Here is a 26,215-nt window from a genome sequence, read left to right as displayed (position 1 = left end):
ACCCCGAACATTAGCCCAACCGCCCACTCGGCCAACTGGTGCTATCCACAGCAGACCACCGTGACCAGCGGGTAGGTCGTGGTCCAGACCACCACACAGCAGAAGACCCCGGAAACTCTCCGGGGTCTTTCGGTGAATACCAGTTGTGCCGCTGGTGAGCCCGCGTCCGGGGTCAGGCCGGGTCGAGCATCTCCGGGGTGAGATTCGCCTCGGTGTTCGGGATGTTGAGGTCGCTCGCGCGCTTGTCGGCCATCGCCAGCAGCCGCCGGATCCGGCCCGCCACCGCGTCCTTGGTCAGCGCCGGCTCGTGCAGCTGCCCGAGCTCCTCCAGGCTGGCCTGCTTGTGCTCCAGCCGCAGCTTGCCCGCCACCTGCAGATGATCCGGTACGTCGTCGCCCAGGATCTCGAGCGCCCGCTCGACGCGCGCGCCCGCGGCGACCGCGGCGCGGGCGGAACGGCGCAGGTTCGCGTCGTCGAAGTTGGCCAGCCGATTCGCCGTGGCGCGGACCTCGCGACGCATCCGCCGCTCCTCCCAGGCCAGCACCGACTCGTGCGCACCCAGCCGGGTCAGGAGGGCGCCGATCGCGTCACCGTCGCGGATCACCACGCGGTCGACGTTGCGCACCTCGCGCGCCTTGGAGCCGATCCCCAGCCGGCGGGCCGCACCCACCAGCGCCAGCGCGGCTTCAGGGCCCGGGCAGGTCACCTCGAGCGAGGACGAGCGGCCGGGCTCGGTCAGCGAGCCGTGCGCGAGGAAAGCGCCACGCCAGGCGGCCACCGCGTCACAGGAAGCACCCGAGACCACGGCCGGCGGCAGGCCGCGGACCGGACGGCCGCGGTTGTCGACCAGCCCGGTCTGGCGGGCCAGCGCATCACCGTCGCGGACGACGCGAACGACGTACTTGGTCTGCTTCCGGATTCCGGACGGGGAGATGACCACGACGTCCGACGGGTGCCCGAAGATCTCGGCGATGTCCTTGCGCAGCCGGCGGGCGGCGGCGCCGCTGTCCAGCTCGGCCTCGACGACGATCCTGCCGGAGACCAGGTGCAGCCCACCCGCGAAGCGCAGCACGGACGACACCTCGGCCTTGCGGCAACAGGGTTTCGTGACCTGGATGCTGGTCAACTCGGACTTCACCTGTGCTGTCATCGCCATAGAAGGCATCCTCCCACCGTTGTCAAAGACCCTCCTGGAGAACCCCGGGCAGAAGCTCCAACTGCGCCCGGGTGAACCGCGTTACGGATTCACTGCAACCCAACACCCGGCCGGCTGCGTTCCTTCCGCGACAGCACGAGAGGAGGGGCATGAGAGCACGAGACGACGCCGAGTTCACCGAATTCGCCGCGACGATGATCCGCCCACTGCGCCGTACGGCGTACTTGATGTGTGGTGACTGGCATCGTGCGGAGGACGCGGCCCAGGACGCCCTGGTGAAGGTGTACCGCCGGTGGAACCGGATCGAACGGCGGGAAGGCGTCAAGAGTTACGCGCACCGGGCCGTGGTCACGTCGGTCCTGGACCAGGCCCGCAAACCCTGGCGGCGCGAACGGCCCGACGAGACCGACGAGGCCGCCCTGGTGGCGCCCGACATCGGCGGGCCGGTCGACGACCGGCTGCTCGTGATCAAGGCCCTCGCCCAGCTGGCCCCGAGCCAGCGTGCGTGCGTGGTCCTGCGCTACTACAACGACCTGAGCGTCGAGGAGACCGCCGACATCCTCGGCGTCAGCCAGGGCGGCGTGAAGAGCCAGACGTCCCGCGGACTCGACCGGCTCCGCGAACTACTCGGCCACACCGAAAGGAGCGCCTCGTGAGCAACGACATCGAACGGCTGCTGGCCGCAGCGGCCGACGACACCGACCAGCCACTGCACACCGACATCGACGACATCCTCACCCGGGGCCGCCGCTCGGTCCGCCGGACCCGGATCGCGATCGCCTCGACCTCGGTCCTCACCACCCTCGCCATCGTCGGTGGTCTCAGCGTCTGGTCGAAGACACTGCAGGAGAGCGAGGGACCGGCCCGGACGCCGAAGAGCGAGACCATCACGGTCGACGCGAAGACCGGCCGGATCACCGACAACGAGACCGGGATCCAGGCCACGCTGCCGCCACCGGCCAGCCCGCTCTCCGACGCCGCCGTACTGAAGCGCTGCCAATGGTCCGACAACGAGAACGTGCAGGCCAACAAGGAACGCGGGTCGAACGCCTACGACAAGGCCGGCCCGATCAACGCCGGCTGGCGGGTACTGGTCAAGAGCGGCGACCGGAAGCGTCTCGAGGCGCTGTTCCTCGCACCCGACCGGTCCATCGTCAGCTTGTGCTCGCAGAAGGATGAGCGCGGGGAAGGACAAAGCGGACGGATCAGCACGAGCATCCGCCCGTTCCCGAAGGCGATGGAAGGCGCCCCGGAGCCGCGTCCGCAGGTCGTCGAGGCGGGCCTGCAGGTTCCGGCCGCCGGTGTCGCCCACGTGCTGGTCAGCCTCGCCGGTGAGTCTGCGCCTCGGCAGGCGCTGGTCGGGCCCGAGGGCTACTTCACGCTCGGCTTCCCCGAGTGGGAGCAGATGCGCAAGATCGACCCGAACTCGAAGGCGTGGGACAACTACGAACCCACCGTCCAGCGGATCCGCGGCTACGACGCGAACGGCAAGCGGATCTACGACTGGAAGTACGTGAAGGTCGAGCCGCCGAAGGAGCCGCAGATCCCGGCCGACGTGAAGATCAGGACCCAGCCGCAGATCGAGCCCAAGGTCGTGCTGACCAAGGACCCGGAGAGCGGGAAGCCGTTGACCGTCGTACCGTTCAGCCCGTTGAGTGACGAGCAGGTCCGGACCGAGTGCAAGAAGCCGGACGACTCCTTCATGGAGAGCGGCAAGGGCCCCGGCGACGAGCGGCCGTACAACGCGGGCCCGATCAGCCCCGACTGGCAGGTCGCACTGAAGGTCGGCAGCGCCAAGCGGTTCACCGCGCTGCTGGTCTCCCCCGGTCAGAACGTGCTGGCCTGGTGCTACCGCGCCGAGCAGAGCGCCTACGACTACACCCGCACCGGGGTGCAGGCCGACGGAACGTTCGGCGATCCCACCAAGAGCGGGTTCTCCATGTGGGCCACGGTTCCGGAAGGCGTCGCGCAGATCATCGTGGACCTGCCGACCGGACCGGTACGCGCGGCGATCTCGAACGGCTACTACCTGTGGGGCACCACTGGCGGCAGCGAGAACTTCAAGAAGGTGCGGGTGCGTGGGTACGACGCCGACGCCAAGCTGATCTACGACCAGAAGATCAGTGTGGACGCCAGCTAGACGAGGAGCTCCCGGTAGACCTTTGTGAGTTTGTCGGGGGCGTGGTGGAGGTGCTGGTCGTCGTCGGCGATGTCGGCGATGACCAGGTCGGCCCCGAGGGATTCCGCTGTCCGACGGAGCGACTCGGGGTCCGGCACGTGGCCTTCGTCGGCCAGCACCACGTCGATGCGCAGGTCGGGTGCGTGGGCGGCGAGGACCTCGAGGTGGGTCTCGGGTGAGAAGCCGTCGGTCTCGCCCTTCTGCTCCCCCAGGTTCAGCGTCAGCAGGCGGCGGGCGCTGGTCTGCTCGAGACCGCGGCACAGCGCGGGGACCAGCAGATTCGGAATCACCGAGGTGAACCACGAGCCCGGACCGACCACGACCCAGTCGGCCTCCGCGACGGCCACCAGAGCCTCGGGACAGGCCGGCGGGTCGGCCGGGTCGAGGGCCACGTCGACGACATGACCGTTGGTGGTCGCGACCTCGGCCTGGCCGCGGATCTCGGTCATCGCCTCCGGGTGCTCCGGGTCGAGACCGATTACGCGGGCAGTGATGTCCAGCGGTACGGCGGACATCGGCAGCACGCGGCCTTGGGCGCCGAGCAGGCGGCCGACCCAGTCGAGGCCGTCGACGGCCTCACCGAGCAGCTCCCACAGAGCGACGATCAGCAGGTTGCCGACCGCGTGGTCGTGCAGGTCACCGTTGCTGCGGAAGCGATGCTGCAGGACGTCGGCCCACGTGCGGCCCCACTCGTCGTCGCGGCACAGCGCGGCCAGAGCCATCCTCAGATCACCCGGCGGCAGCACCCCCAGCTCCTTGCGCAGCCGGCCGGACGAGCCGCCGTTGTCGGCGACGGTGACGATCGCGGTGAGCTGATCGGTGACGTGCCTGAGAGCGGACAGCGAGGCCGCCAAGCCATGCCCTCCGCCTAATGCAACGACCCTGGGGGATCGTGTCACTCGCGCCCGAGATCTCTGTGGACGACCAAGGTGGGTGAACCCTTCTCGCGCAGTCGGCGGGCGATCTCCTCGGACATCGCGACGCTGCGGTGCTTACCCCCGGTGCAGCCGATCGCGACGGTGACGAAGCGCTTGCCCTCGTTCAGGTAGCCGGTCCGCAGGGTGTCCAGCACGTCCACATAGTTCTGCAGGAACTGCTGGGCCAGCGGATGGCCGAGCACGAAGTCTGACACAGGCTTGTCCTGCCCGGTCATCGGGCGCAGGTCGGGCTGCCAGTACGGGTTCGGGATGAAGCGCATGTCCGCGACCACGTCGGCGTCGACCGGGATGCCGTACTTGAAACCGAACGAGACCACGGTGGCCCGGAGCTCGGCGTTCTCCTCGTCACCGAAGGCGTTCACGATCTTCGCGGCGAGCTGGTGGACGTTCATGTTCGAGGTGTCGATGACCAGGTCGGCACCGGCCCGGATGTCGCCGAGCAGCTCGCGCTCCCGCTGGATGCCGGTCAGCAGCCGGCCCTCACCCTGCAGCGGGTGCGGGCGGCGCACGCCCTCCTGCCGGCGCACGATGACGTCGTCCGAGGCCTCCAGGAACAGGGTCAGCGGCCGGTAGCCCTTGATCCGCAGGTCGTGCAGCGCGGAGCTCAGCTCGTCGAAGAACATCCCGGTCCGGACGTCGACGACGACCGCCAGCCGCGGCTGCGTCCCGGTGCCGATGGTCTGCTCGACCATCGTGGTCAGGAACATCGGTGGCAGGTTGTCGACCACGAACCAGCCGAGATCCTCCAGCACGTCCGCGACCGAACTCCGGCCCGCCCCGGACATCCCGGTCACGATGATCAGGTTGCCGCTCGTGTCGTCCATCAGTTCTCTGTTCTCCCTGGATCCCCGTTGGCCGCCCCGGCCACCGGAGCGTCTTCCTCCAGTATCTCGCCTGTGGCCGTGTTCACCGACGGCGCCCGGCCGGATTCGGCCGTCGTTGCGGCAGCGTTCACCGCCAGTACGACGGACTCCGCCGTCCGGCGCCCGAATCCGGGCAGCTCGGCCACGTCGTCGATCGTGGCCTGCCGCAACTTCTTCAGCGAGCCGAAGTGCCGCAGCAGCGTCTTGCGCCGGACCTCCCCCAGCCCCGGTACGTCGTCCAGAACGCTCTCGACCATGGTCTTGGAGCGCCGGTTGCGGTGGTGGGTGATGGCGAACCGGTGTGCCTCGTCCCGCAGCCGCTGCAGCAGATACAGACCCTCGGAGGTCCGGGAGAAGATCACCGGGTCCTCCTCGTCGGGGATCCAGACCTCTTCGAGCCGCTTGGCCAGACCGCAGATCGGGATGTCGCCGAGCCCCAGCTCGTCGAGCGCCTGCCGGGCGGCCGCGACCTGCGGCGGGCCACCGTCGACCACGACCAGGCCCGGGGTGTAGGCGAACTTCTTCGCCCGGCCGGTCTCCGGATCCACCAGGTACGCCGTCGGGTCCTCCCCCGGCGGGATGTCGGCGCGGTCCTCGATCATCCGCTTGAACCGCCGGGTCAGCACCTCGGCGATCGAGGCCACGTCGTTCTGCCCCTCGACGCCCTTGATGACGAACCGCCGGTACTCGCTCTTGCGCGGCAGGCCGTCCTCGAAGACGACCATCGAGGCGACCACCTCGGTGCCTTGCAGGTTCGAGACGTCGTAGCACTCCATCCGCAGCGGGGCCTCGGGCAGGTCGAGACCGGCCTGGATCTCCTCCAGCGCCTGGTTGCGGGTGGTCAGATCGCTGGCCCGCTTCGTCTTGTGCATCGTGAGCGTCTGCAACGCGTTGCGCTCGACGGTCTCCATCAGCGCCTTCTTGTCACCACGCTGCGGAACCCGGATCGCCACCCGCGTCCCACGGGTCCGCTCCAGCCACTCGGTCAGCGCCTCGACATCGTCCGGGATGACCGGCACCAGGATCTCGCGCGGGATCGCGTCGCCCGAATCACCGGCGTACGTCTGCTGGATGAACTGCGAGACCAGGTCACCGGTGGTCGCCGTACCGTCGGCCTTGTCGGCGATCCAGCCGCGCTCACCGCGGATCCGGCCGCCGCGGACGTAGAAGATCTGGACGGCGACCTCGAGCGGGTCCTCGCTGAGCGCGATCACGTCGGTGTCGGTACCGTCACCGAGGACGACCGCGTTCTTGGCCAGGGCCTTCTCGAGGGCGGCGAGGTCGTCGCGGATCTTGGCTGCGCGCTCGTACTCCAGCTCCGCAGCCGCGGCTTTCATCTCCTGCTGCAGGCGGCGCACGTACGTCGCGGTCTGGCCGGAGAGGAACGCGGAGAAGTCGTCGACGATCTTGCGGTGCTCCTCCTGGGACACCTGACCGGTGCAGGGCGCCGCGCACTTGCCGATGTAGCCGAGCAGGCAGGGCCGGCCCATCTGGCGGTGCCGGTTGAACACGCCCTTGCTGCACGAGCGCATCGGGAAGACCCGGAGCAGCAGGTCGACCGTCTCCCGGATCGCCCAGGCGTGACTGTAGGGGCCGAAGTACCGCACGCCCTTTTTCTTCTGGCCGCGGCCGACCATCACCCGCGGGAAGTCCTCGTCGAGCGTGATCGCGAGCCACGGGTAGGACTTGTCGTCGCGGTACTTCACGTTGAAGCGCGGGTCGTACTCCTTGATCCAGGAGTACTCCAGCTGCAGCGACTCGACCTCGGTGCCGACGACGGTCCACTCGACCTTCGCCGCGGTCGTCACCATCGCCTGCGTGCGCGGGTGCAGGTTGACCAGGTCCTGGAAGTACGACGACAGCCGGGCCCGCAGGTTCTTCGCCTTGCCGACGTAGATCACCCGCCCGGCGGAGTCGCTGAAGCGGTAGACACCGGGCGAGTCGGGAATCGACCCGGGGGCGGGTCGGTAGGACGATGGATCAGCCACCCGACAACCCTAGTTCGGGCCGCCGACAAAACCTGAATTCTGCCGAAGTCTCCATCGCAGGTTCAATGACAGACTTGAAGGCATGACTGCTGACGAACTGGATCGGCTGATCCGCGACCGATCGGGCGTCCGGGTCCTCGACGCCCAGGACGACCTGTTCTACCTGTACGACCCGGCTGCCGACCTCCCACCGGAGCGGCAGCAACCCTTCGCCACCATCGTCACCGGCGACCACTACGAGCAGGTCTCCCGGCTCGACGAACCCGGTGCCTGGCGACTCAACCTCGGCCTGACCAAGGCGACGTACACGAGTCTGTTCAGTACACCGCCGACCGAGCGCGACGCCGACTGGGTGCTCGACTCCGGCCACGACTACGCCGCCCGCGACACCCTGATGCCGCACCCCTTCTACGCCTCGCAGTACTGGGTCGCGATCGTCTCCCCCACCGACCTCGATCCGTTGCTCCCGCTGATCACCGACGCCTACGACTTCGCCGCCCGCAAGTACGCCAACCACGAGAGCCGCCTCGCGCACTGACCGCAACCTGCCAGCGCCTGCGCACGCGCGCCAGGCAGCCGATCATGGTGGGATGCACGCCGCTTGGATCGTCACTGTCGCGGGCCTGGGCATCAGCCTGCTGATCATCGTCATCGTGGTGCGGACGCGGTCGCGCAAACCGGCACTCCGTGACCGGACCGCCTTCTTCAGCGCGGCGATCGACGATCGCGACAGCACTCGCTTCGACGAGTTCGTCGAGTCCGGTTACACCCTCGACCTCCGCGACTCCGAAGGCAACACCGCGCTGCACCTCGCGCGGTACCACCAGCGTGAGGAGGCAGTTCGCAGGCTGATCGCGCGGGGAGCCGATGAGACCCTGGTCAACAAACTCGGCTTCACCCCCGCCGACATGGCGAAGCTCGGATCGTACGAACGCATGCTGGTGAACACGGCACGCAAGCTCACCCCGCAGGGATCCTGGGCAGCAGACGGTCCGGCAGCACGGGAGAGCTACAACCAGTTGCGCCGGGCCCATCAGCGGTTCTACCAGCCCGCGCTCACCCGGACCGCGGTCGCCAATCCGGACCTGCGCCGGCTGATCGTCGTACTGGCGGTCAAGCTTGGCCGCGCGAGCTCGGAGGAGCCGCTGCTCGAACTGCTGCGGATCTGGGGTGATCGGCAACTCGCCGAGGACTTCCTGAACTGTGGTTCGCAGGCACTCGCGCGCGGCGCCGAGCGCTGGGCGCGCGCCCACGGCTACATCATCCACCGGTACGGCGGGATCGACCGGCCGATCCGTTGGGGACGCTTCTGACCTTGCGATTGGACGGCGGTCGTATTGCGGGTTGGGTCATAAGGCGGAGTTGACCCCCGATTGGGATGAGCGCGGTCCGTAGCCTGTCACCCAGGGTAGATGCGCAGGTCCTTTGCGTGAGGCAACAAGGCCTTGCGTCGACTCGAGGGAGTTTCCGCCCATGTCCCTAAGATTCATCAGACCGCGCGTGGCGCTCGGTGCGCTCGCCGCCGCAGGATTGGCCGTGACCGGTATCGCCGCGACCAGTACGGCGGCGCAGCCGGAGCAGACCGGTGTTGCGATCCGCGGTGCCGGCAGCCCGGCCGCCGTACCCGGCAGCTACATCGTGGTCCTCGCCGGCCAGCGCACGCAGGGTGAGACGCGCGCCACGAACCAGAGCCTGTCGACCAAGTACGACGTCAAGCTCCGGGACCAGTACGACGCGTCGATCAAGGGTTTCTCGGCGACCATGACCGAGGAGCAGGCGAAGAAGGTGGCCGGTGACTCCCGGGTCGCGTTCGTGCAGCAGAACCAGAAGTTCACGGTGAAACAGGACGAACCGCCGTGGGGCCTGGACCGGATCGACCAGCGGGACCTGCCGCTCGACAAGAAGTACACGCCGTCGTCGCCCGCGGACAAGGTGAACGTCTACGTGATCGACACCGGGATCTACGCGGCGCACAAGGACTTCGGTGACCGCGCGTCGGTCGGCACCGACACCGTCGGCGACGGCCAGAACGGCGTCGACTGCATGGGTCACGGCAGCCACGTCGCCGGCACCATCGCCGGTACGACGTTCGGTGTCGCCAAGAGCGCGCAGGTCTTCGGGGTCCGGGTGCTCGACTGCAAGGGCTCGGGCACGACCGAGACCGTGGTGGCCGGGATCGAGTGGGTGACCAAGAACGCCAAGAAGCCGGCGGTCGCGAACATGAGCCTCGGCGGCCCGGCCGACGATGCGCTGGACGCCGCGGTGAAGGCGTCGATCGGTGCCGGTATCACCTATGCGGTTGCTGCTGGCAACGAAAGCTCGGATGCCTGCACGGGCTCCCCGTCGCGGGAGGCGTCCGCGATCACGGTCGGCGCGACCGACGAGCGGGACCAGAAGGCGTCGTTCTCGAACTGGGGCAAGTGCGTCGACCTCTTCGGCCCGGGCGTCGACGTTATGTCGGTCGGGATCACCGGGCCGGACTCGACCGCGAAGATGAGCGGTACGTCGATGGCCACGCCACATGTCGCAGGAGCGATCGCGCTCTACCTGGCCGACCACCCGGACGCCAAGCCTGCTGATGTCGCGACCGCACTGGTCGGGGCGGCCACGCCGGACAAGGTCGGCGACCCCGGCACCGGTTCGCCGAACAAGCTGCTGTTCGCCGGCAAGGCGGATCCGGCTCAGCAGTAAACCCCACCCCCGAAAGGCCCGGCCAGATCTGGCCGGGCCTTTCGACGTACTGGGGAGGTCAGGCAGTCTGTACGACGTTCGTGCCGTTGACCGCGACGTTGACCGCGGGGAGCGCCGTCTGGGCCGGCCCGCTGACCGGGGCACCGTCGGTGATGCTGAAGTGGCTCTGGTGGAACGGGCAGATGATCTGACCGTCCGCGACCGAGCCGATCGGGTTGCCCTGGTGCGTGCAGACCGCGGAGAACCCCTTGAACTGCCCGGCGGTCGGCTGGGTGACGACGACCTTGGCGTCGGTGAACACCTTGCCGCCGCCGACCGGGATGTCGGCGACGGGGCCGAGCACCTTGCCACCTGCGGCACTCGACGGCGGCGCAGACGAGGGACCGGTGCTGCCGCCCGTGGTCGGGGCACTGGTCGGGCCGGTGCTGGTCCCGGTCGTCGGGGTCGCACCGGGGGTGTCGCCGCCACCGCAGGCGGCGAGGATCGGGGCGCTGGCACCCACCATCGCGGCGATCGCCGCACAGCGGAGCACCGACCTCCGGTCGCGCATCAGGCCGTCGGGTGCGGCGTCGGGTGGCGAGGTGGGTGGTGCCATCGTGTCATCGCTCATGAATCTGGACCTCCAGGAGCTTGCCGGCAAAATAGTTGAACGCTCTGACAAACGGCCCGGCGGCCCGAACGGTTCAATCCACTGCGCGATTGAACCGTCGTTTGAGACTTTTTCGTCTCAGCCGGCCGCGCCGGTGACTGTCTGGACCACTCGCGCGGACAGATCCAGCACGGACCGGCGGGTCTCGTCCTGAAGCTGTTCCGCGTGCAGCGGCCAAGCCTGCGCGATATGGGCGTCATGAGGGAGCACCAGCGGCTCGAGACCGCGCTGCCGGAACGCCTCCAGCAGCCAGTCGACCGAGCTCGGCGGCGCAGGCTGCACCATCGTGATCACCACGACGCCACGGGTCAGGAGCACATTCTGACCGTCGGGCGTGAGCTGGTCGAGCTGCTGCAGGCAGTAGTTCGCGACATGCTGCACGGACGGGACGACCAGCACGATGCAGTGCGCCGACGACGCCATCTCCATGCTGATCTCGTCGTACATGCTGCCTGGGCAGTCGACGACGGCGAGCCCGACATCACGCGCGCCCTGGCTCTGCGCCTCGGCGAGTGATCTGCGGACCGCGTCGGCGCTGCCGTCGCTGCGGACCAGGCTGACGCGTTCGATCGGGCCTGCGCCCACTGTGAGCTCGAGGCGGCGGGACAGCTCGGCACCACCCGGATCCGCGTCCATGGCGACAACACGGTCCGACCGCTGGGTTGCCAGCATCATCGCGAGCAGGGCGCTCACTGTCGACGTACCGGCGTTGGTGACCGGGCTGAGGACACCGACCCGGCGCATGATCGCGATCGGGCGGCGGATCATCGCGATGTTGTCGACGTCGCGCTGGATCCGCCCGGAGGCGCCGACCAGGTAGGCCGCCTCGGAGGCGAACCGGCGGAAGCGCCGGAAGACCGAGTCGCCGTCGGCCATCGGCGTACCGAGCTGGTCGGACTGTGGCGTCGGCGGCGGTCCCCACCCGGTGTTCGGCACCGGCGGCGGGCCCTGCTGGTACGGCGCCTGCCCCGGGTGCTGCTGGTGGTACGGCGGGGGCTGCTGCTGGTACTGCGGATCCGCATAGGGCTGCTGGTACTGCTGCTCCGGGTACTGCTGCGGTGGGTACTGCTGCTGCGGCGGCGCAGGCGGGTACGGCTGCTGCTGCTGCGGATACTGGGGCACCGCGTACGGCGGCGGCTCCACCGGCGGCGCCTGCCCGTACTGCGGCGGCTGCTGGTACTGCGGAGGCGGCGGCGGGTAGCCCTGCTGCGGCGGGTACTGCTGGGGGTACTGCTGCTGCGGCGGCGGCTGGTACGGCGGCTGCTGCGGATACTGCTGAGGCGGGTACTGCTCGTACCCCTGCTGTTGGTACGGCGCCTGCTGGTACTGCGGCGGCGGTCCCTGCTGCGGGTACTGCTGCGCAGGCGGAGGCGGCTGCTGCTGCCCGGGCGCGGGGTCAGGTCCGGGCGCAGGCGGAGCGGGCGGCGCCTCCGCTACCGGCTGGTCGGCCGGTGGCGGGGTGTCGGTGTTGGACGGCTCTTCGGCTGGTGACTGCTCCGCCGACATCCGGCGCAGCATGTCACCCTGCCAGTTGGATTCAGTCATTCCATCCGGTCGTCAGAATGCGTTCAGCAGGTTGGAGTAGACGCCGAATACTCCCAGCGCCAGCGGGACCGTCACGATGATCGCGCCAACCTCAAGATAGTCCAGCAGCTGCGTCAGCCGCGCACGGACATGCTCCGCCGGTGCAGAACCGAGACCGAAGGCACAGAACAGGGCGACCAGAACCAGCAGCCCCAACGCGATGAACGCACCGCCCTGACCGTTCACTGCGGCGATCAGAACGCACCCGGAAACCACAGTGAACGCGGCTGCGAACAGCGTCGCGACCTCCTGCACCAGCGGGTACAGCCGGGACCGCGAAGCCAGCAGGAACGCCAGCACCAGCGCCAGCGCGACAGCCCAGGGGCCGCCGGCCTTCAGCAGCATGATTCCCGCCACACCCGACGACACCGCGATCGGCACCGTCGCCAGCGCCAGACCGAGGTGAGCGGCGTTGAGTGCACTCTGCACGTCGCCGCGCATGATCTCCTGCCCGGAAGCCCGCTTGTCGTCCAGGCTGGCCAGGCCGGACAGTGCGAGCGCCATCCGCGGCAGCAGGCCCAGCAGCAGCACGGCCAGCAGTGCAGCGAGTGCACCGACCCGGTCCGCGGCCAGGCCGGTCCCGACACCGAGCATCCAGACCACAACGAACAGCAAGGAGGTCGCACCGGCCACCAGGCCGCCACCGACCAGGCCGGCCGCCGAGAAGAGCAGCGGACCGAACGCCAGACACAGTGCGCCGATCGTGACAGTCAGACCGAGGCTCGCCCCGGAATCCAGCGCCCAGAACCCGACCGCCAGCGCCAGCAGGACCGAGGCCACGATGACCAGCGGGATCGCGATCAGCTTGTTGCCCGACCGGCCGAGCGCGATACCGATGAACGCGCAGATCGCGGCCAGCACCAGCAGTGCGGCAGCGGCGATCGCGTTCGGCGCGGCGACCAGCAGCGAGATCGCGCCGGCGACCAGCGAGAAGACCAGCCCACACCCGGCCAGGACACGCCGGTGCGCGGGCTTGAACGTCGTACCGCGCCGTTTGAGGTCCTCGACGGCCTCCTCGGTCACGTCGTACACGGTCGGGGGCGGCGGCAGCTCACCCTCGGCCGCGAGCCGCAGCACCGCGCCGTCGATGATCTGCGCGGACGCCAGCGTGCCCTCCGGGGGCACCAGGACACCGGTCGCCGTGGTCAGGAACCGGCGCTGCGGTGTCTGCTGCAGCGGCTCGTCGAGCATCCGGAGCAGGTCCGGCAGCAGGACACCGAGCGGCTCATCGGCGGGCAGCACGGCGTCCATCCGCCGCCGCTGACCGATCACCGTCACCCGGCTGTACGTACTCATACTCCGTAACTCCCTTGCTTACCTGCCAGCGCCTCGGCCGGGATCAGCTTCTTCATCAGCGCGGCGTAGGCCTCCCAGTCGCGCGGCTGGCGCCCGTTGCCGATCGGGTACCAGATCGCGGGCGCGTGGGCGGGCCCGATCGCCATCGCCCGGCTGATCCCCGGGACCTTCACCATCTCGGCGACGCTGGACGCCCGGACCGCTTCGTTCCCGGCCCCGACGCCGATCGGGCAGGCCATGCCGACGAAGCGCGGCCGGTAGCTGCCGTCGGCCTCGCCGTACGCGCCCATCACCATCGCCGAGATCAGCTCGTAGTTGTCGGCGATCTCGTCGATCCACTCACCGACCTTGTTCGCGTCCGGGAAGTCCATCCCCGGCTGGGTGACCGCGAGCGTGACGGTCTCGTCGACACCCGACATGGTCCGGCGGACCTCGAGGGTGCCGACCGACGGCGGGAACTCCTTGCCCGGCTGCCCGGACAGGACCAGCCAGGTCGGCTGCGGGGCCCGGTCGCGGCAGTACTCGGTCAGCGCCTGCGGGCTCCACGGCTGGGTGACCGGCTCGGACGTCGACCAGCCGGCCGGGCCGCTGCCGGTCGCCGCGGTGAACAGCCGCTCGGTCATCTTGCCGAGCACCAGGCTCTCGACCGCGCGGTGCCGGACCCGCACGGTGAACTGGAGCTGACCGAACATCTCGTCCTTGACCACGTAGTCCGGGTGCAGGTCCGAGGTCGGCTCACCCTTCGTGGCGGCGGCCGCGCGGGCCAGGAACATCTCGCCGTTCCACTTCAGCCGGACACCGTTCAGGCCGTCGAAGTACTCGCCGTCGTCGTCGGTGACGACCCACTTGGAGTACGCCCCCTTGAAGATGCTCGCCCGGACCGGGTAGGTCAGCGCGGAGGTCTTCGGGGTGACCAGCTGCAGGTCGCGGCCGGCCATCTTCGCCGAGGCCAGCGCGTCGCCCAGCCAGGCCGACATCCCGATCACCGGGCGGTCCTGCATGACGACGGCGACCTTCTCGGTGATCAGGTCGACGCCGGGGCTGAAGATCAGTTCGTTCGGCATCTCAGTGGGTCTCCTCGCTCGGGGCCTCGGACGTCCGGATTCCCTCCGACGTCCAGACCTTGCCACCCAGCCGGTCGATCAGGGTGTTCGCGTACTGCTCGGCGACTTCACGCGCGCCGTCCCGCGTCGTCGCCCGGATCTCCACCCACCAGGCCGGCGTGTCCACCACGCCGACCGTCGAGCCGAGCATCCGCTCGACCTCACCGGGCACCTGGATCAGCAACGGCAGCTCGACCGACACCAGCGGCTGGTCGTCGTCGCCGCACAACTGAACAACGGCGCCGCCGCTCACCGCGCGCACACCGAGCTCGTTGCCCGCGGCGGTGAGGCCCGCCATGACGTCGTCACTCGACGGGCGCCCGTCGACGAGCGCCACCAGGTCGTAGGTCATGTGGTTCCTCCACTGCTCTGGGCGGCAGCCTGGACCGGATCGGCCAGTGCCGTCTGGACCAGCTCCGGTCCATCGCCTCGTCGTACGAACAATCCGCGGCCGGGCGGGTAGTCGCCCGGGTACGCGCCGGTGAAGAGCTGCCCCTCAGCGCGGTCGCCGGACAGCACCAGACCGGCTGCTCCGGACTCCATCACCGCGGACAGGAACGGCTCGTACAGCTGCCGCGACGCACCGGAGGCGCGCCGGGCCACGATGAAGTGCAGCTTGATGTCGCGGCCGGCCGCGACGTACGGCAGGAACGGGTCCATCGGCGACTGACCGCCCGACGTCAGCAGGTCGTAGTCGTCGGCCAGTACGACGATCCGCGGGCCACCCTGACCGGCCTCCGGGATCGCGCCGCTGTCGTCCGGCATCCGCTTGGCCAGCTCCTGCGACACACCGGCCGCGAGACCGGCCGCGACTCGGCCGGTCGGTGCGTAACCACCGACGTACGCCTGCGGGACGACCTCGCGCAGACCGCGCCGCGGGTCGAGTACGGCGAACACCAGTTGCTCCGGGGTGTGCTGGTCGAGCAGCTGCTGGACGATGAGCCGGACCATGTTGGTCTTGCCGGACCCGCTGTCGCCGAACACGACGAGGTTCGTGTCGCGACCGGCGAGGTCCAGGTAGACCGGCGCCAGCCCTCGCTCGTCCACACCGATCGGCACCACACCGGGCTGGCGGATGTCGTCGCCCACCTGGTTACGCGGCAGCTGCAGCGGCAGGATCCGGACCTGCGGGGCCCGCGGGCCCTGCCAGGTGGAGCGGACCGTGACCGCCTGCGCCTCGAGAATGCCGGACAGGTTCTCGTCGTCGGCGACACCGTCGATCCGCGGCAGTGCGAACTGCCCGTACAGCTTGCCGCCCGGCACCAGCATCCGGCCGGGACCGGCCTTGCGCAGGACCTCCTGCAGCCGCCGGTCGATGTTGGACTCGGTCGGGTCGTTCAGCCGCAGCTCGAGCATGGTGCCGAACATCGCCTGGTTCTGCATCCGGACGTCGTTCCAGCGCATCATCGACGTCACCACGTGGATGCCGTAGCTGCTGCCCCGCTGCAGGATGTCGCTGATCGGCTCGTCCAGCTCGTCGAACGTCGTCCGGATCGCACCGTAGTTGTCGATCACCAGTACGACGTCCGCCGACGGCAGCTCCGGAATCCGGCCCGCCGCGTGCTCCTGGCGCAGCCCTTCCATGGTGTCGATCGCGTGGTTGCGGAAGACCCGCTCGCGGTGGTCGATCATCGTGCGGATCTCTTCAACCGTCCGCCGGATCCGCTCGCGGTCGGTCCGCAGTGCGACCCCACCGACATGCGGCAGCTCGGACAGCGCCTGCATACCGCCGCCGGCCAGGTCGAGCGCGTAGATCGAGACCTCGAGCGGGGTGTGCGTGTGGGCCAGCGAAGTGACGATGGTCCGCAGTGCGGTCGTCTTGCCGGAGGACGGACCGCCCACGATGGCCGCGTGACCGCCGGCCCGGGTCAGGTCCAGCCGGAAGACCTCTTGGGTCTGGTTGACCGGGTCGTCGACCACACCGACCGGCGGCTGCATCGGCGGCACCCGGACGGCCAGCTGCAGGCCGCGTCCCTCGACGAAGTCGGTCCGGCCGCCGAGCGCGTCCAGCGTGCAGGCGGTCGGCAGCGGCGGGAGCCAGATCTTCAGGACCTGTTCGGCGGCCTTCCGGACCTGGTCGACGAACACGGTCAGCTCGGTCGGGCCCGTCGTACGCTCCGTCGCCTTGCTGCCCGGCGCCGGCTTCCCAGCCGACTGCGCAGCCTCGATCTCGGCCTCGGTCTGCTGGTACGGCGGGAGCAGCATCGGCCGCGCCTCGGTGCCCTCGTCCTCGACGATCACGTCGGTCGGCGGGGTGTACGCGCCGGACACATAAGCCGCGCGGAACCGCTGGTAGACGCTGGTGTCGACCTTGAGGAACCCGAAGCCCGGAAGCGGCGGCAGGTGGAACGCGTCGGTGGTGTCCAACACCGTCCGGCTCTCCTCCTCGGAGAACGTGCGCAGACCGAGCCGGTACGACAGATAGGTCTCCAGGCCGCGCAGCTTGCCGGACTCGACCCGCTGGCTGGACAGCAGCAGGTGGACACCGATCGAACGGCCGATGCGGCCGATCGACAGGAACAGGTCGATGAAGTCCGGGCGCTCGTTCAGCAGCTCACCGAACTCGTCGATGATGATGAACAGGTGCGGCAGCGGCGCCATCTCCGGCTTCTGCTTGCGGTGCAGCCGGTAGTCGGTGATGTTCGCGATGTTGCCCGCGTCCTTCAGCACCTGCTGACGACGCTGCACCTCGCCCTCGAGGCTCTTGTAGGCGCGCTCGATCAGGCTCGCGTCGTCGCGCAGGTTGGTGATGATGCCGGACACGTGCGGCACCCGCTCGAACGGCGCGAACGACGCACCACCCTTGAAGTCGACCAGGACGAACGAGAGATCCTCGGGACTGTGGGTGGCCATCAGCGCCATCACCATCGTCCGCAGCACCTCGGACTTACCGGAACCCGTCGCTCCGACGCACAGGCCGTGCGGACCCATACCGAGCTGGGCCGATTCCTTGAGGTCGACCTGCACCACGGCTCCGGTGTCGTCGACACCGAGCGGGACCCGCAGGAACGCCCGGTCGGACCGCTCCTGCCACAGGCGCTTGAAGTCCAGCTGGCCGATGTCGGAGATCCCGATCAGGCCCATGAAGTCGACGTCGTCGACATGTCCTTCTTCTTCGAGCGACTCCGCCGACAACCGCAGCGGCGCCATCTCACGGGTGATCCCCGCGGCAACCGGGGCTTCCATCCGGTCGACCCGGCCACTGGCCGCCATCGGGTACGCACCCCGCAGGTCCTCGATCCGGACCTCGTCGCCGTACACGGTGATCCGCATCGTCACCGAACTCGGCTCCTGGACCCGGTCGGCCACCAGGTGCAGCACGGTCACCCCGAGCTCACCCGGGAGAATCCCGTCGTCCGCGCCCGGACGAACCTCGGCCGCGACGTCGCCGTACGTGTCGTGCAGCACCAGCAGCCGCTTGGTCAGCTTCCGGCGGTCCTCGAAGTTCACCGACCCACGACGCGACTCCGTCGCCCACTGAACACGCTCGGCGAGATCGGCCGACAGCAACTGCGTCAGCTCGTACGGCGACTCGGCGATCCGGCGGAACGGCATCGGACCCTGCTTGCGCTCGGGATCCTGCGCATGCGGAAGCCACGCCATCCAGTCCCAGTCCGGCAGGGCACGCTGCGGGAAACTGGCCGCGATCGCGACGTCCTCCGGCGCGTGGAACACCGCGGTCTGGACGAGCAGCGAACGAGCAACCCGTACGACGCCCTCCCGGTCACCGACGATGCTGACGTTGCCCACGTGGTCCAGCGGCACGGTCAGCGGCATGTCCGGCATCTCGGTGAAACGCCGTACCAGCGCGGTTGCCTCGGCCGTCATGAAGGGATCCGGCGGCTCCATCGCGGAACCACCCTGCCCCAGCCGCGCCGGCACGACCGGAACCCGGCCGCTACCACACCGCGGCTGCAGGAAGTCGCTGTCGGTCCGGCGCCGCTCCCACAACCGCGAGACATCGGCCACACAGTCGAGCAGCGCGTCCGGCGGCGGGTTGAGCTCGAGCGCCTCGGCCCGCGCCTTCCGCTCCTCCTTGGAGAACTCGTCACGCATGCGCTCGAGGTAGTCCAGGTAGCGGGTGCGCTGGCTCTTGCGGTCCTTACCGCCCTTGCCGCGCGAGGCCAGCATGCCGCCGACCGACCCGACCAGGGTCAGCCCGAGCAGACCGGCCCCGACCATCACCATCGGGCCGGACCGGCCCATCGTCATCATGGCGACCGATCCGAGACTGCCCACCATCGGCAGCAGCGTCTGCATCGCGCCACCACCGCCGCCTCCGCCACCACCTCCGAGATGAGGTGCTGGTTCGATCACGCGCTGCTGCTGTACCCCGGGTGGAGGTGTGCGCCGCGCCGGGCGGTGCACGATCCGGCTTGCCACTAAGGTGTTCCTCCGCTGGGCGTGCCGCGCGGTTGCGCGGGGAGACTTCGTACTTCTTACCGACGGACGTGCGAGACACTGTAGTGGTGGGTGAGGTCAACACATGACAGGGACGGACGATTCGGCGATAGTCGACGTGATCGCGGAGCTTGCGCCGATCTGGCTGCCGGGCTGCGTGGTCGACGCCGCGGAGCGAACCGTGGAGGTCGGCTGGGGCCGCGGCGCGCTGCAGATGTCGGCGGTCGTGGGCGTCGGCGAGATCGTCGATCGTTGCCTACAGCTACCACAGGCACGCTGGGCCGAGCAGATCGAGGCCTGGCTGCGCGCCGTCGTCGCAGAGGGTGAGCTCGCCACCGAGGAACACCGGTTCGGCGACGTCGCCGAACGGCAACGCGCATTGCTCGTCCAGCGCGGCTGGTCGGCCCGGACCGCGGGCCCGGTGGCCGACGCGCTCATTCCGTTCGGTGACCACTTCGAGGTCGTGGTCTTCATCCGCACGGGCAGCGAGCTGCGGCGGCTGACCGTCGTCCGGCGGTCAATGCTCGGGCTCGGTGATCCCGGCGTACCGTCGCCGGTGCAGCTGAGTCTGCACGAGATCGCGGATCTCGTCCCGGCCGAACAGAACGGGATCTCGGTTCTCCGGCGCGACGGCGATCCGCTGGTGTCGATGGCGGTCGTCGACCGGGACACCTTGTTGCCCCAGGCATCGACCGGGGCCGGCGTACTGATCGGCGTACCGCGGCTGGGCACGATCGCCTACTGCCCCGCCGACGCAGGACAGGCGCGTGCCGATGCGCTCGCCGCCTGGGTGGCGGACAGCTACCGCGGTGCGCCCGACCAGTGCTCGCCGGACCTGTTCTGGCTACAAGGCGACCACATGGTGCAGATCCCTGTGACGCTGGCCACTCCCCCGGCCGCCGTACTCCCGGCCGCCCTCAAACCGCAGCCACGACGGACGTGGCTGCGGCACCTCTTCGGGCGCTGACTACTTCGAAGGGGAAGGGTTCACAGGCCCCGTCGTCGAGGTCGGTGTCGGCTGCTTCTCCTTGGCCTGCGAGGACTTGAAGTACGCGACACCCGCACAGCCCGCGCAAGCCAGTGCACCGATCATCACGCTGGCCAGCACCCGGCCGGTCTGCTCGTTCAGCGTGTTCTTGGCCCGCTCGGCCCCGAACAACCAGGCCTCGCGCAACCGGCGCCGCCGTACCGCAACGGACTCGATGACCTGAGTCCCATATGTACCCGACACTCAGCTCTCCTGATCCAGCGCATCCAACGACGCGGCGTCGATCGGCAACGGCTCCAACGCAGCCCGGTCGGCCACCTTCCGGAGCGGGATGGAGGCAAAGCCGAGATCGAGCTCCCCCGGACCGTAGGCATAGCCACCACCGCGGGCGAAGAACTCCACCAACGGTTCGTAGGGATCATCCAGCTCCGGGAACCGCTGCCGCGGAAGATCACCCAGCGCCGCCCAGCGCACCATCAGCGGGGCGATGTCCTCCGGGACCGGGAACAGATCACTCGACGTCTCGTCCAGCTCCAGCTTGGCCAGCAACGCCGGGTCAACGGCGACATCCGGATCCAGAGCGCCGGCCAGATCGCTCGCCGGCCAGCCTCGCTCGGCCCCGAGGGCCTGCGCCCACTGCGCGGTCCGCCGGAGGAACTCACGGGCCAGCCGGGCCCGTGACCGGTGGTGCGCCGACATGGCGTCGTCGTCCCACTTGACCGCGAGCAGACGCTCGACCATCCGCTCCGCGGCGGCCGTGTCGGTCACCATCCCTTTTGCTCCTTAATCGCCTGGACGATCGCATCCAGCTTCGCCTTCGACAAGTCACCCGGCGTGAACGGCTCGTCCCCGAACGGCGAGGTCAGTCCGTACCGCGTCTTCCACAGTTCCAGCAGACTGGAGTCGTCACCGCCCTTCAGCGACAACGGCGCCAGCTCGTGGGGCCCCGGGTTCTTCTTGTACAGGTAGGTCGGGTCGTCCGCCGGACCCTCCCACATGTCCGGATCGGCCAGTTTGTACGGCGCGCCGGCCTCGAGCAACTTGGCTTCGACGTACTCATGGGCGACCAGGGAGCGAACGGCGTTCTCCTCCCTGATCGTGAGGTCACCCCGCGCTGCCTTGTTCCACAGCTCCGCGATCCCCGGCATCGCCTGGAAGTTGCCGTGCCGGATGTCTCCCGGCCCGATCGCCACGTCGTGCTTGTTCACGAACATGTTCCGCTTCGCCACGTCGACCAGTTCGGCGATCTCGGCCAGCTTCGCCGGGTCCTCGTCGTGCAGGTCGAGTGCCTCCGCGATCTTGGGCACATCGTCGGTCCGGTTGCGGATCTTGACGTACTCGCCGTCGAGGTCGTCGTCGAACTCGACGAACTCGCCCTTCTCCGGCGTCCGCACCGGATACCCGGCATTCGCCCCGGTCCCCTGCCGAATCACCGTGTTCGGCGGTGCACCCACCGACCGCGGATCTGGCTGCCCATAGGCCGGCTGGTCCCCATGCGGCGGCTGCCCACCACCGTACGAAGGCTGCCCACCCTGTGGCGGCTGTCCCCCGTACGACGGCTGACCGTCATGCGGCTGCCCACCGTAGGAAGGCTGTCCGCCGTGCGGCTGCCCACCGTACGACGGCTGTCCGCCGTGCGGCTGGCCGCCGTACTGGCCGCCCTGAGGCTGACCGCCGTACGGGGACTGGTCCGGCGTGTGCCGTGCCTGCGGTCCGTAGTTCGGCTGGTTGTACGGGTTCGGCTGGTTCGGCTGGTTGTACGGGTTCGGGTTCCGCGGGTCGTAGCCAGGGTGTGGCTGCTGCGGGTTGTAGGCGGGGTGACCCGGCTGGTTCGGATCCGGGTGATGCCCGGTCGGGCCGAACTGGCCCGGCTGGTTCGGATCCGGGTAGTGCCCCGGCGGACCGTACTGACCCTGCTGGTTCTGGTACTGACCCTGGTCGTACTGCGGCCGGCCCTGCGGCGGGCCGTGGTCCGGCGTCGGGTGACCCTGCGGGTTGTAGTTCGGGTTGTGTCCGGGCGGACCGTACTGGCCCGGCTGGTTCTGACCCTGGTGATGTCCGGGCGGACCGTACTGACCCTGGTCGTACTGCGGCCGGCCTTGCGGCGGGCCGTAGTCCGGCGTGGGATGGCCCTGCGGGTTGTGTCCGGGCCGGCCTTGCGGGTTGTGACCCGGCTGGTGGCCAGGCGGGCCGTACTGACCCGGTGGGTTCTGGTGTCCGGTCGGACCGAACTGGCCCTGCGGGTTCTGCCCAGGCGGGTTGTGACCCTGCTGGTGTCCAGGCGGACCGTACTGGCCCGGCTGGTGCTGGCTGGGGTGCTGCCCGGGACCGTACTGCCCCTGGTCGTACTGCGGCCGGCCCTGCGGCGGGCCGTAGTCCGGCGTCGGGTGACCCTGCGGGTTGTGCCCAGGCGGGCCGTACTGACCCGGGGGGTTCTGGTGTCCGGTCGGACCGAACTGACCCTGCGGGTTCTGGTGTCCCGTCGGACCGAACTGACCCTGCGGGTTCTGCCCAGGCGGGTTGTGACCCTGCTGGTGTCCAGGCGGACCGTACTGGCCGGGCTGGTGCTGGCCGGGACCGTACTGGCCCTGGGGCGGGCCGTAGTCGGGTACGGGGTGGCCTTGCGGCGGGCCGTAGTCCGGGGTCGGGTGACTCTGCGGCGGGCCGTAGCCAGGGTGGCCTGGTGGCGGGCCGTAGTCGGGTACCGGGTGTGTTTGCGGCGGACGGTAGTCGGGCGCCGGGTACGACGGCTGACCACCTGGACCGAACGGACCGGCGGGCTGCTGGCTGCGTGCCGGCGGGCGCTCCACGACGATCGGCTCCGGCGTGTGGCCCGGCGGCAGTTCGACCGGACCGCCGTGGTCCCGGACGTGGATGTGCCAGACGCCGTCCGCGTCCTGCTCCATCTTCGTCGGGTAGAACGGCGTGTGCGGCCCGTGCATGACCTCGTCGATACCGACCGCGGGGTCGCGCATGAACGACAGGTCCTTGCCGTGCTGGGCGTCGATGTGCAGTACGACGCGGCCCGCGTCGTACTGTCCGCCGCTGAAGTCGTCCGCGCCGTTCTGCGCCTTGGCAGAGTGCGTGAACGCCGGCTCGGTCGCGGTCCGACCGGGCAGGTACCGGTTGAGGAACTTCTCCAGGTCCTCCGCCGTGCGGAAGCTGATACCGCGGTGGATCTCGCCGTGGAAGTCGGGCAGCTTCTTCAGCACCGACGCCGCGACGCGGACGACCGGCTTCTGCTCGACCGAGCGGTCACCCGCACGGTAGGCATCGTTCACGTCCTGGTGGTCGTGGCCGATCAGCATCCGCTCGAGCGAGGTGATCTCGGCCGAAGACAGCTCGTCGATCTGGTCACCCAGCTGCTGCCGTCCCCGGTTGCGGATCTCGTTCAGCTTGCCACCGTGCATCTCGCCCTGCGCACGCAACGCGGCGACATCCGCATCCGAAGCCCGGAAGTTGGGGTCAGCCAACTCCGACCCCCGGAACGGACCCTCGTCCGCAGTCGGATGAGACCCGAACTGATCCCGCCCCTCAGGAGCACGCCCATCCGGCGTACGCCCATCGGGTGCGTGCGTGTCCGGCATCCGCCCGTCCGGCGCGTGCGTGTCGGGGGTGTGCCCATCCGGTGCGTGCGTGTCCGGCGTGCGTCCGTCCGGGGTGCGCCCATCGGGTGCGTGGGTCTCCGGGGTACGTCCGTCCGGCGCGTGTGCGTCCGGGGTACGCCCATCGGGTGCGTGGGTCTCCGGGGTACGTCCGTCCGGCGCGTGTGCGTCCGGGGTACGCCCCTCAGGCGTGTGCGTCTCTGGGGCACGCCCGTCCGGGGTGTGCCTGTCAGGTGTCTGGGTATCCGGCGTGCGCCCATCCGGCGCGTGCGTGTCCGGGGTGCGCGCATCGGGTGCGTGCGTGTCCGGGGTGCGTCCGTCCGGGGTGTTCGGTGCGTCGGCGTGGTGGGGTGTGGACGGGCGGTCGACGCCGGCCAGGCGGTCGGCTATTGATGGCTGTCCGGGGTTGTTGTCCGGTGTGTTCGTACCGAACCTGCCGGCCCCCGGCGTGTGCATTCCGCCCGGGTTCAGGTCCGGCGTGTTGACACTGGCGTGGCCCGGTACCGGATCGACACCACGGAAGGTGGTCTTACGGATGTGCGACATCTGCGACGCCGGCGGCATGTTCGCCGGGCGCGGCGGGCCCTCCCAGCGACCACCCTTCTCGCGGATGGCGAACTGGATCGAGATGATGTTCCCGCTCCCGTCGGGGCGCGCGTACGGGTTCACCGGCGGACCGGTGTGGCCAGGCGGGTACGCGTCCACGATCCTCGCGGGCTTGGGCTGCGCGTCCAGGAACTTGACGTTCCCCGCCTCGTCCACGAATGCGTTGAACACGTGCCCACCACCGGGGATACCGGGCATCGACCCGGCCCACTGCACGAAGACGTTCGCGTGCGTACCCGGCTTCCGGCCGGCCAGCGCGTCGTGCAGCCGCTGGTAGGCGGCGTTGGTGAACTCGGCCGGCGGGCGCGACGGATCCGCCCGCATCTGGTTCTCGGCCGGGAAGTTCTCCAGGTCCATCCACTCGAGCGTGCCTTCGGGGTCCTCACCCCTCGCCATCTTCCGGCCGGAGGCCAGGTCCGGGGTGTCGCCGTTGAGAGTATCCGCGGTCCGGCGCGAGACGTCCGCGCAGTTCATCCGGTAGTGCTCGCTGCGGTGGTAGTCCGGGTTGATGTTGTCGGCCCAGACCTCAGGGTTGCTGTGCGGCGGGTCGCCGACCGAGTCGCGCAGCTCGCCCCGGCGGACGTCCCGCGGGTCGGGGTCGATGAACGAGTGCGGGTCGACCTGGTTCCGCGGCTTGCCCGGCTCCGGGCGCAGGTAGTCCGGCTTCATCGCGTCGATCTCGCGCTGACGGTTCAGCGGGCTGTCCCAGTGCGGGTCGTTCGCGGCGTCGGGGTGATCCGGCGTCCGGCGTACCGCGTCCGGGTCGAAATCGGGGGCGCGCTGCTCCCACAGGTTGAACTGCGGGGGCGGGTTCTTGGGGTCGTAGTCGAACGGCAGGTTCTTCGGGTCGGTCAGGTCGGGCTCCGGCCCGTAGTCCGGCTGGTGCGGCCGGCCCGGCGTGTTGTTCAGACCCGACGGGTCGCGGTAGTCCGGCGACTCCCATCCCTCGTGCCGACGATCCCCCTGCGGGAACAGCGGGTCCTCCCCCCGCGGCCGAACCGGCTGCCCTTCCCGAGTCCGCGGCCCATCCGGCGTCCGCGTGCCATCGGGAGCACGCGTGCCGTCGGGGGTACGAGGGCCATCGGGCGTGCGGCTGCCGTCCGGAGTACGCGAACCATCCGGCGTACGGCTGCCGTCCGGAGTACGCGAACCATCCGGCGTACGGCTGCCGTCCGGAGTACGCGAACCATCCGGCGTACGGCTGCCGTCCGGAGTACGCGAACCATCCGGCGTACGGCTGCCATCGGGAGTGCGAGTGCCATCCGGCGTGCGCGTGCCGTCTGGGGTGCGCGGGGTGTCCGGGGTGCGGGAGCCGACCGGTGGGACGCCGTCGAGGCGCTCGCCGATCGTGGGCTCCTTGCCGTCCAGGCGGTCGGCGATCGACTGGCGGGGAGTCGGCCGGACCGGGCCGTCGGGCTCCAGGCGCTGCCCGATCGTGGGCTCCTTGCCGTCGAGCCGCTCGCCGATCGTCTGGTTCGGCCTGTTCGGCTCATCCGGCGTACGCCGCGGGGCATCCGCGTCGCTGTCGGTACGGCGTGGCGCGTCCGCGTCGTAGTCGCCACGCGTGCGCGGCGCCTCCGCGTCCGGCGTCCGGCCGGGGCGGACCGGAGCATCCGGCGTACGCGGTGCATCGGGGGTGCGCGGTGCATCCGGAGTACGGCGTGCGTCCGGCGTACGAGGTGCGTCCGGGCTGCCGGTGTTCGGCGTCCCTGTGTTCGGGGTGCCGCCGTGCATGGGCGTGCCGGTGTTCATCGGCATCGGCGTCACCGGGTCGGCGGCCCGCGCGGCCGGCGCCTCCGGAGCACGTGTCTGCGGTGAGACGGTGTCCGGCGTGTGCGTGCTCGACGGCGTCGACGGCGCATCCGGAGTCGTCGGCGTGTGCGTGGAACTCGGCGTGTTGGTCGAGGTCGGCGTGTGCGTGGAACTCGGCGTGTTGGTCGAGGTCGGCGTGTGCGTCGAGCTCGGCGTCCCCGGCGTGTGGGTCGACGTCGGCGTGTTCGGGGTGTTCGGGGTTCCCGGCGTGTTCGGCGTTCCCGGCGTCGGCTGGAGCGAGTCCAGCTTCGGCGACGTCTGCGATGCAGGCGTGTTCGTAGAGCTCGGCGTGTTGGTCGAGCTCGGCGTGTTCGTAGAGCTCGGCGTGTTCGTAGAGCTCGGCGTGTTCGTAGAGC

The 26,215-nt window shown here is 69.6% G+C and carries 20 protein-coding genes; 7 read left to right on the top strand and 13 right to left on the bottom strand.

The annotated features are described in order from the left end of the window. Nucleotides 1–172 precede the first annotated feature (172 nt). Nucleotides 173–1,156 carry a DNA-binding protein WhiA gene (gene whiA, locus ACFCV3_RS21830; RefSeq protein ID WP_132403991.1) on the bottom strand — a complete coding sequence of 328 codons (984 nt, stop codon included), beginning with the start codon at nucleotides 1,154–1,156 and terminating at the stop codon, nucleotides 173–175. Nucleotides 1,157–1,305: 149 nt separating this feature from the next. Between whiA and ACFCV3_RS21825 the strand changes: the two genes are divergently transcribed. Continuing rightward, nucleotides 1,306–1,812: a SigE family RNA polymerase sigma factor gene (locus ACFCV3_RS21825; protein WP_376032491.1), complete on the top strand. Its 507-nt coding sequence runs from the start codon at nucleotides 1,306–1,308 to the stop codon at nucleotides 1,810–1,812. Then, complete coding sequence (locus ACFCV3_RS21820; protein WP_376032489.1) at nucleotides 1,809–3,296, top strand: hypothetical protein; 1,488 nt, start codon at nucleotides 1,809–1,811, stop codon at nucleotides 3,294–3,296. Before ACFCV3_RS21825 ends, ACFCV3_RS21820 begins: the two co-directional genes overlap by 4 nt. Here the strand turns inward: ACFCV3_RS21820 and yvcK are convergent. Genes yvcK through uvrC form a run of 3 tightly spaced genes read right to left on the bottom strand, consistent with a single transcriptional unit; the run spans nucleotide 3,293 to nucleotide 7,124 of the window. Then, nucleotides 3,293–4,234 carry a uridine diphosphate-N-acetylglucosamine-binding protein YvcK gene (gene yvcK / locus ACFCV3_RS21815; protein WP_376032487.1) on the bottom strand — a complete coding sequence of 314 codons (942 nt, stop codon included), beginning with the start codon at nucleotides 4,232–4,234 and terminating at the stop codon, nucleotides 3,293–3,295. The two genes, ACFCV3_RS21820 and yvcK, sit on opposite strands and share 4 nt — an antisense overlap. Beyond that, nucleotides 4,231–5,097, bottom strand: a complete 867-nt coding sequence (gene rapZ / locus ACFCV3_RS21810; protein ID WP_376032485.1) for an RNase adapter RapZ — start codon at nucleotides 5,095–5,097, stop codon at nucleotides 4,231–4,233. The genes yvcK and rapZ overlap by 4 nt, the downstream gene beginning before the upstream one ends. Beyond that, complete coding sequence (gene uvrC, locus ACFCV3_RS21805; protein ID WP_376032483.1) at nucleotides 5,097–7,124, bottom strand: excinuclease ABC subunit UvrC; 2,028 nt, start codon at nucleotides 7,122–7,124, stop codon at nucleotides 5,097–5,099. The genes rapZ and uvrC overlap by 1 nt, the downstream gene beginning before the upstream one ends. 82 nt (nucleotides 7,125–7,206) lie before the next feature. Between uvrC and ACFCV3_RS21800 the strand changes: the two genes are divergently transcribed. The 3 genes from ACFCV3_RS21800 to ACFCV3_RS21790 all read left to right on the top strand — a co-directional run bounded on the left by ACFCV3_RS21800 (nucleotide 7,207) and on the right by ACFCV3_RS21790 (nucleotide 9,815). Then, nucleotides 7,207–7,662, top strand: coding sequence for a DUF6194 family protein (locus ACFCV3_RS21800; RefSeq protein WP_376032481.1), 456 nt, complete (start codon nucleotides 7,207–7,209; stop codon nucleotides 7,660–7,662). Between the two features lie 52 nt (nucleotides 7,663–7,714). After that, entirely contained in the window at nucleotides 7,715–8,437 is a 723-nt protein-coding gene (locus ACFCV3_RS21795) for a hypothetical protein (RefSeq protein ID WP_376032479.1), read from the top strand. Nucleotides 8,438–8,597: 160 nt separating this feature from the next. Next, complete coding sequence (locus ACFCV3_RS21790) at nucleotides 8,598–9,815, top strand: S8 family serine peptidase (RefSeq protein ID WP_376032477.1); 1,218 nt, start codon at nucleotides 8,598–8,600, stop codon at nucleotides 9,813–9,815. Nucleotides 9,816–9,873: 58 nt separating this feature from the next. Here the strand turns inward: ACFCV3_RS21790 and ACFCV3_RS21785 are convergent, their stop codons facing one another. The 6 genes from ACFCV3_RS21785 to eccCa form a co-directional block, all read right to left on the bottom strand. Then, a complete protein-coding gene (locus ACFCV3_RS21785; protein WP_376032475.1) occupies nucleotides 9,874–10,425 on the bottom strand; it encodes a Rieske (2Fe-2S) protein in 552 nt (183 codons plus the stop codon). Nucleotides 10,426–10,542: 117 nt separating this feature from the next. Beyond that, nucleotides 10,543–12,009: a hypothetical protein gene (locus ACFCV3_RS21780; protein ID WP_376032473.1), complete on the bottom strand. Its 1,467-nt coding sequence runs from the start codon at nucleotides 12,007–12,009 to the stop codon at nucleotides 10,543–10,545. 12 nt (nucleotides 12,010–12,021) lie between these two features. After that, the gene (locus ACFCV3_RS21775; protein ID WP_376032471.1) at nucleotides 12,022–13,344 is read right to left on the bottom strand and encodes an EsaB/YukD family protein; all 1,323 of its coding nucleotides are present in this window, start codon (nucleotides 13,342–13,344) and stop codon (nucleotides 12,022–12,024) included. Beyond that, nucleotides 13,341–14,408, bottom strand: a complete 1,068-nt coding sequence (locus tag ACFCV3_RS21770) for a DUF6177 family protein (RefSeq protein ID WP_376032469.1) — start codon at nucleotides 14,406–14,408, stop codon at nucleotides 13,341–13,343. The genes ACFCV3_RS21775 and ACFCV3_RS21770 overlap by 4 nt, the downstream gene beginning before the upstream one ends. 1 nt (nucleotide 14,409) lies before the next feature. Continuing rightward, nucleotides 14,410–14,799, bottom strand: a complete 390-nt coding sequence (locus ACFCV3_RS21765; protein ID WP_376032467.1) for a hypothetical protein — start codon at nucleotides 14,797–14,799, stop codon at nucleotides 14,410–14,412. Next, nucleotides 14,796–18,707 carry a type VII secretion protein EccCa gene (gene eccCa, locus ACFCV3_RS21760; RefSeq protein ID WP_376032465.1) on the bottom strand — a complete coding sequence of 1,304 codons (3,912 nt, stop codon included), beginning with the start codon at nucleotides 18,705–18,707 and terminating at the stop codon, nucleotides 14,796–14,798. The genes ACFCV3_RS21765 and eccCa overlap by 4 nt, the downstream gene beginning before the upstream one ends. 226 nt (nucleotides 18,708–18,933) lie before the next feature. Here eccCa and ACFCV3_RS21755 point away from each other — a divergent pair, with 226 nt between their 5' ends. Beyond that, nucleotides 18,934–19,815: a hypothetical protein gene (locus ACFCV3_RS21755; RefSeq protein WP_376032463.1), complete on the top strand. Its 882-nt coding sequence runs from the start codon at nucleotides 18,934–18,936 to the stop codon at nucleotides 19,813–19,815. Here the strand turns inward: ACFCV3_RS21755 and ACFCV3_RS21750 are convergent, their stop codons facing one another. Genes ACFCV3_RS21750 through ACFCV3_RS21740 form a run of 3 tightly spaced genes read right to left on the bottom strand, consistent with a single transcriptional unit; the run spans nucleotide 19,816 to nucleotide 25,805 of the window. Further along, nucleotides 19,816–20,079: a hypothetical protein gene (locus tag ACFCV3_RS21750; RefSeq protein WP_376032461.1), complete on the bottom strand. Its 264-nt coding sequence runs from the start codon at nucleotides 20,077–20,079 to the stop codon at nucleotides 19,816–19,818. Further along, the gene (locus tag ACFCV3_RS21745) at nucleotides 20,080–20,607 is read right to left on the bottom strand and encodes a hypothetical protein (protein ID WP_376032459.1); all 528 of its coding nucleotides are present in this window, start codon (nucleotides 20,605–20,607) and stop codon (nucleotides 20,080–20,082) included. After that, the gene (locus ACFCV3_RS21740; protein ID WP_376032457.1) at nucleotides 20,601–25,805 is read right to left on the bottom strand and encodes a toxin glutamine deamidase domain-containing protein; all 5,205 of its coding nucleotides are present in this window, start codon (nucleotides 25,803–25,805) and stop codon (nucleotides 20,601–20,603) included. The genes ACFCV3_RS21745 and ACFCV3_RS21740 overlap by 7 nt, the downstream gene beginning before the upstream one ends. On the opposite strand from ACFCV3_RS21740, the gene ACFCV3_RS21735 reads away from it, so the two are divergent. Then, on the top strand, nucleotides 25,780–26,215 hold a 436-nt coding region (locus tag ACFCV3_RS21735; protein WP_376032455.1), incomplete at its 3' end, for a hypothetical protein. The two genes, ACFCV3_RS21740 and ACFCV3_RS21735, sit on opposite strands and share 26 nt — an antisense overlap.

Source organism: Kribbella sp. NPDC056345 (assembly GCF_042262745.1).
Lineage (GTDB): Bacteria > Actinomycetota > Actinomycetes > Propionibacteriales > Kribbellaceae > Kribbella.
Note: the sequence above shows the minus strand (reverse complement) of the source record. Positions and strands in the feature narration are given on the sequence as shown.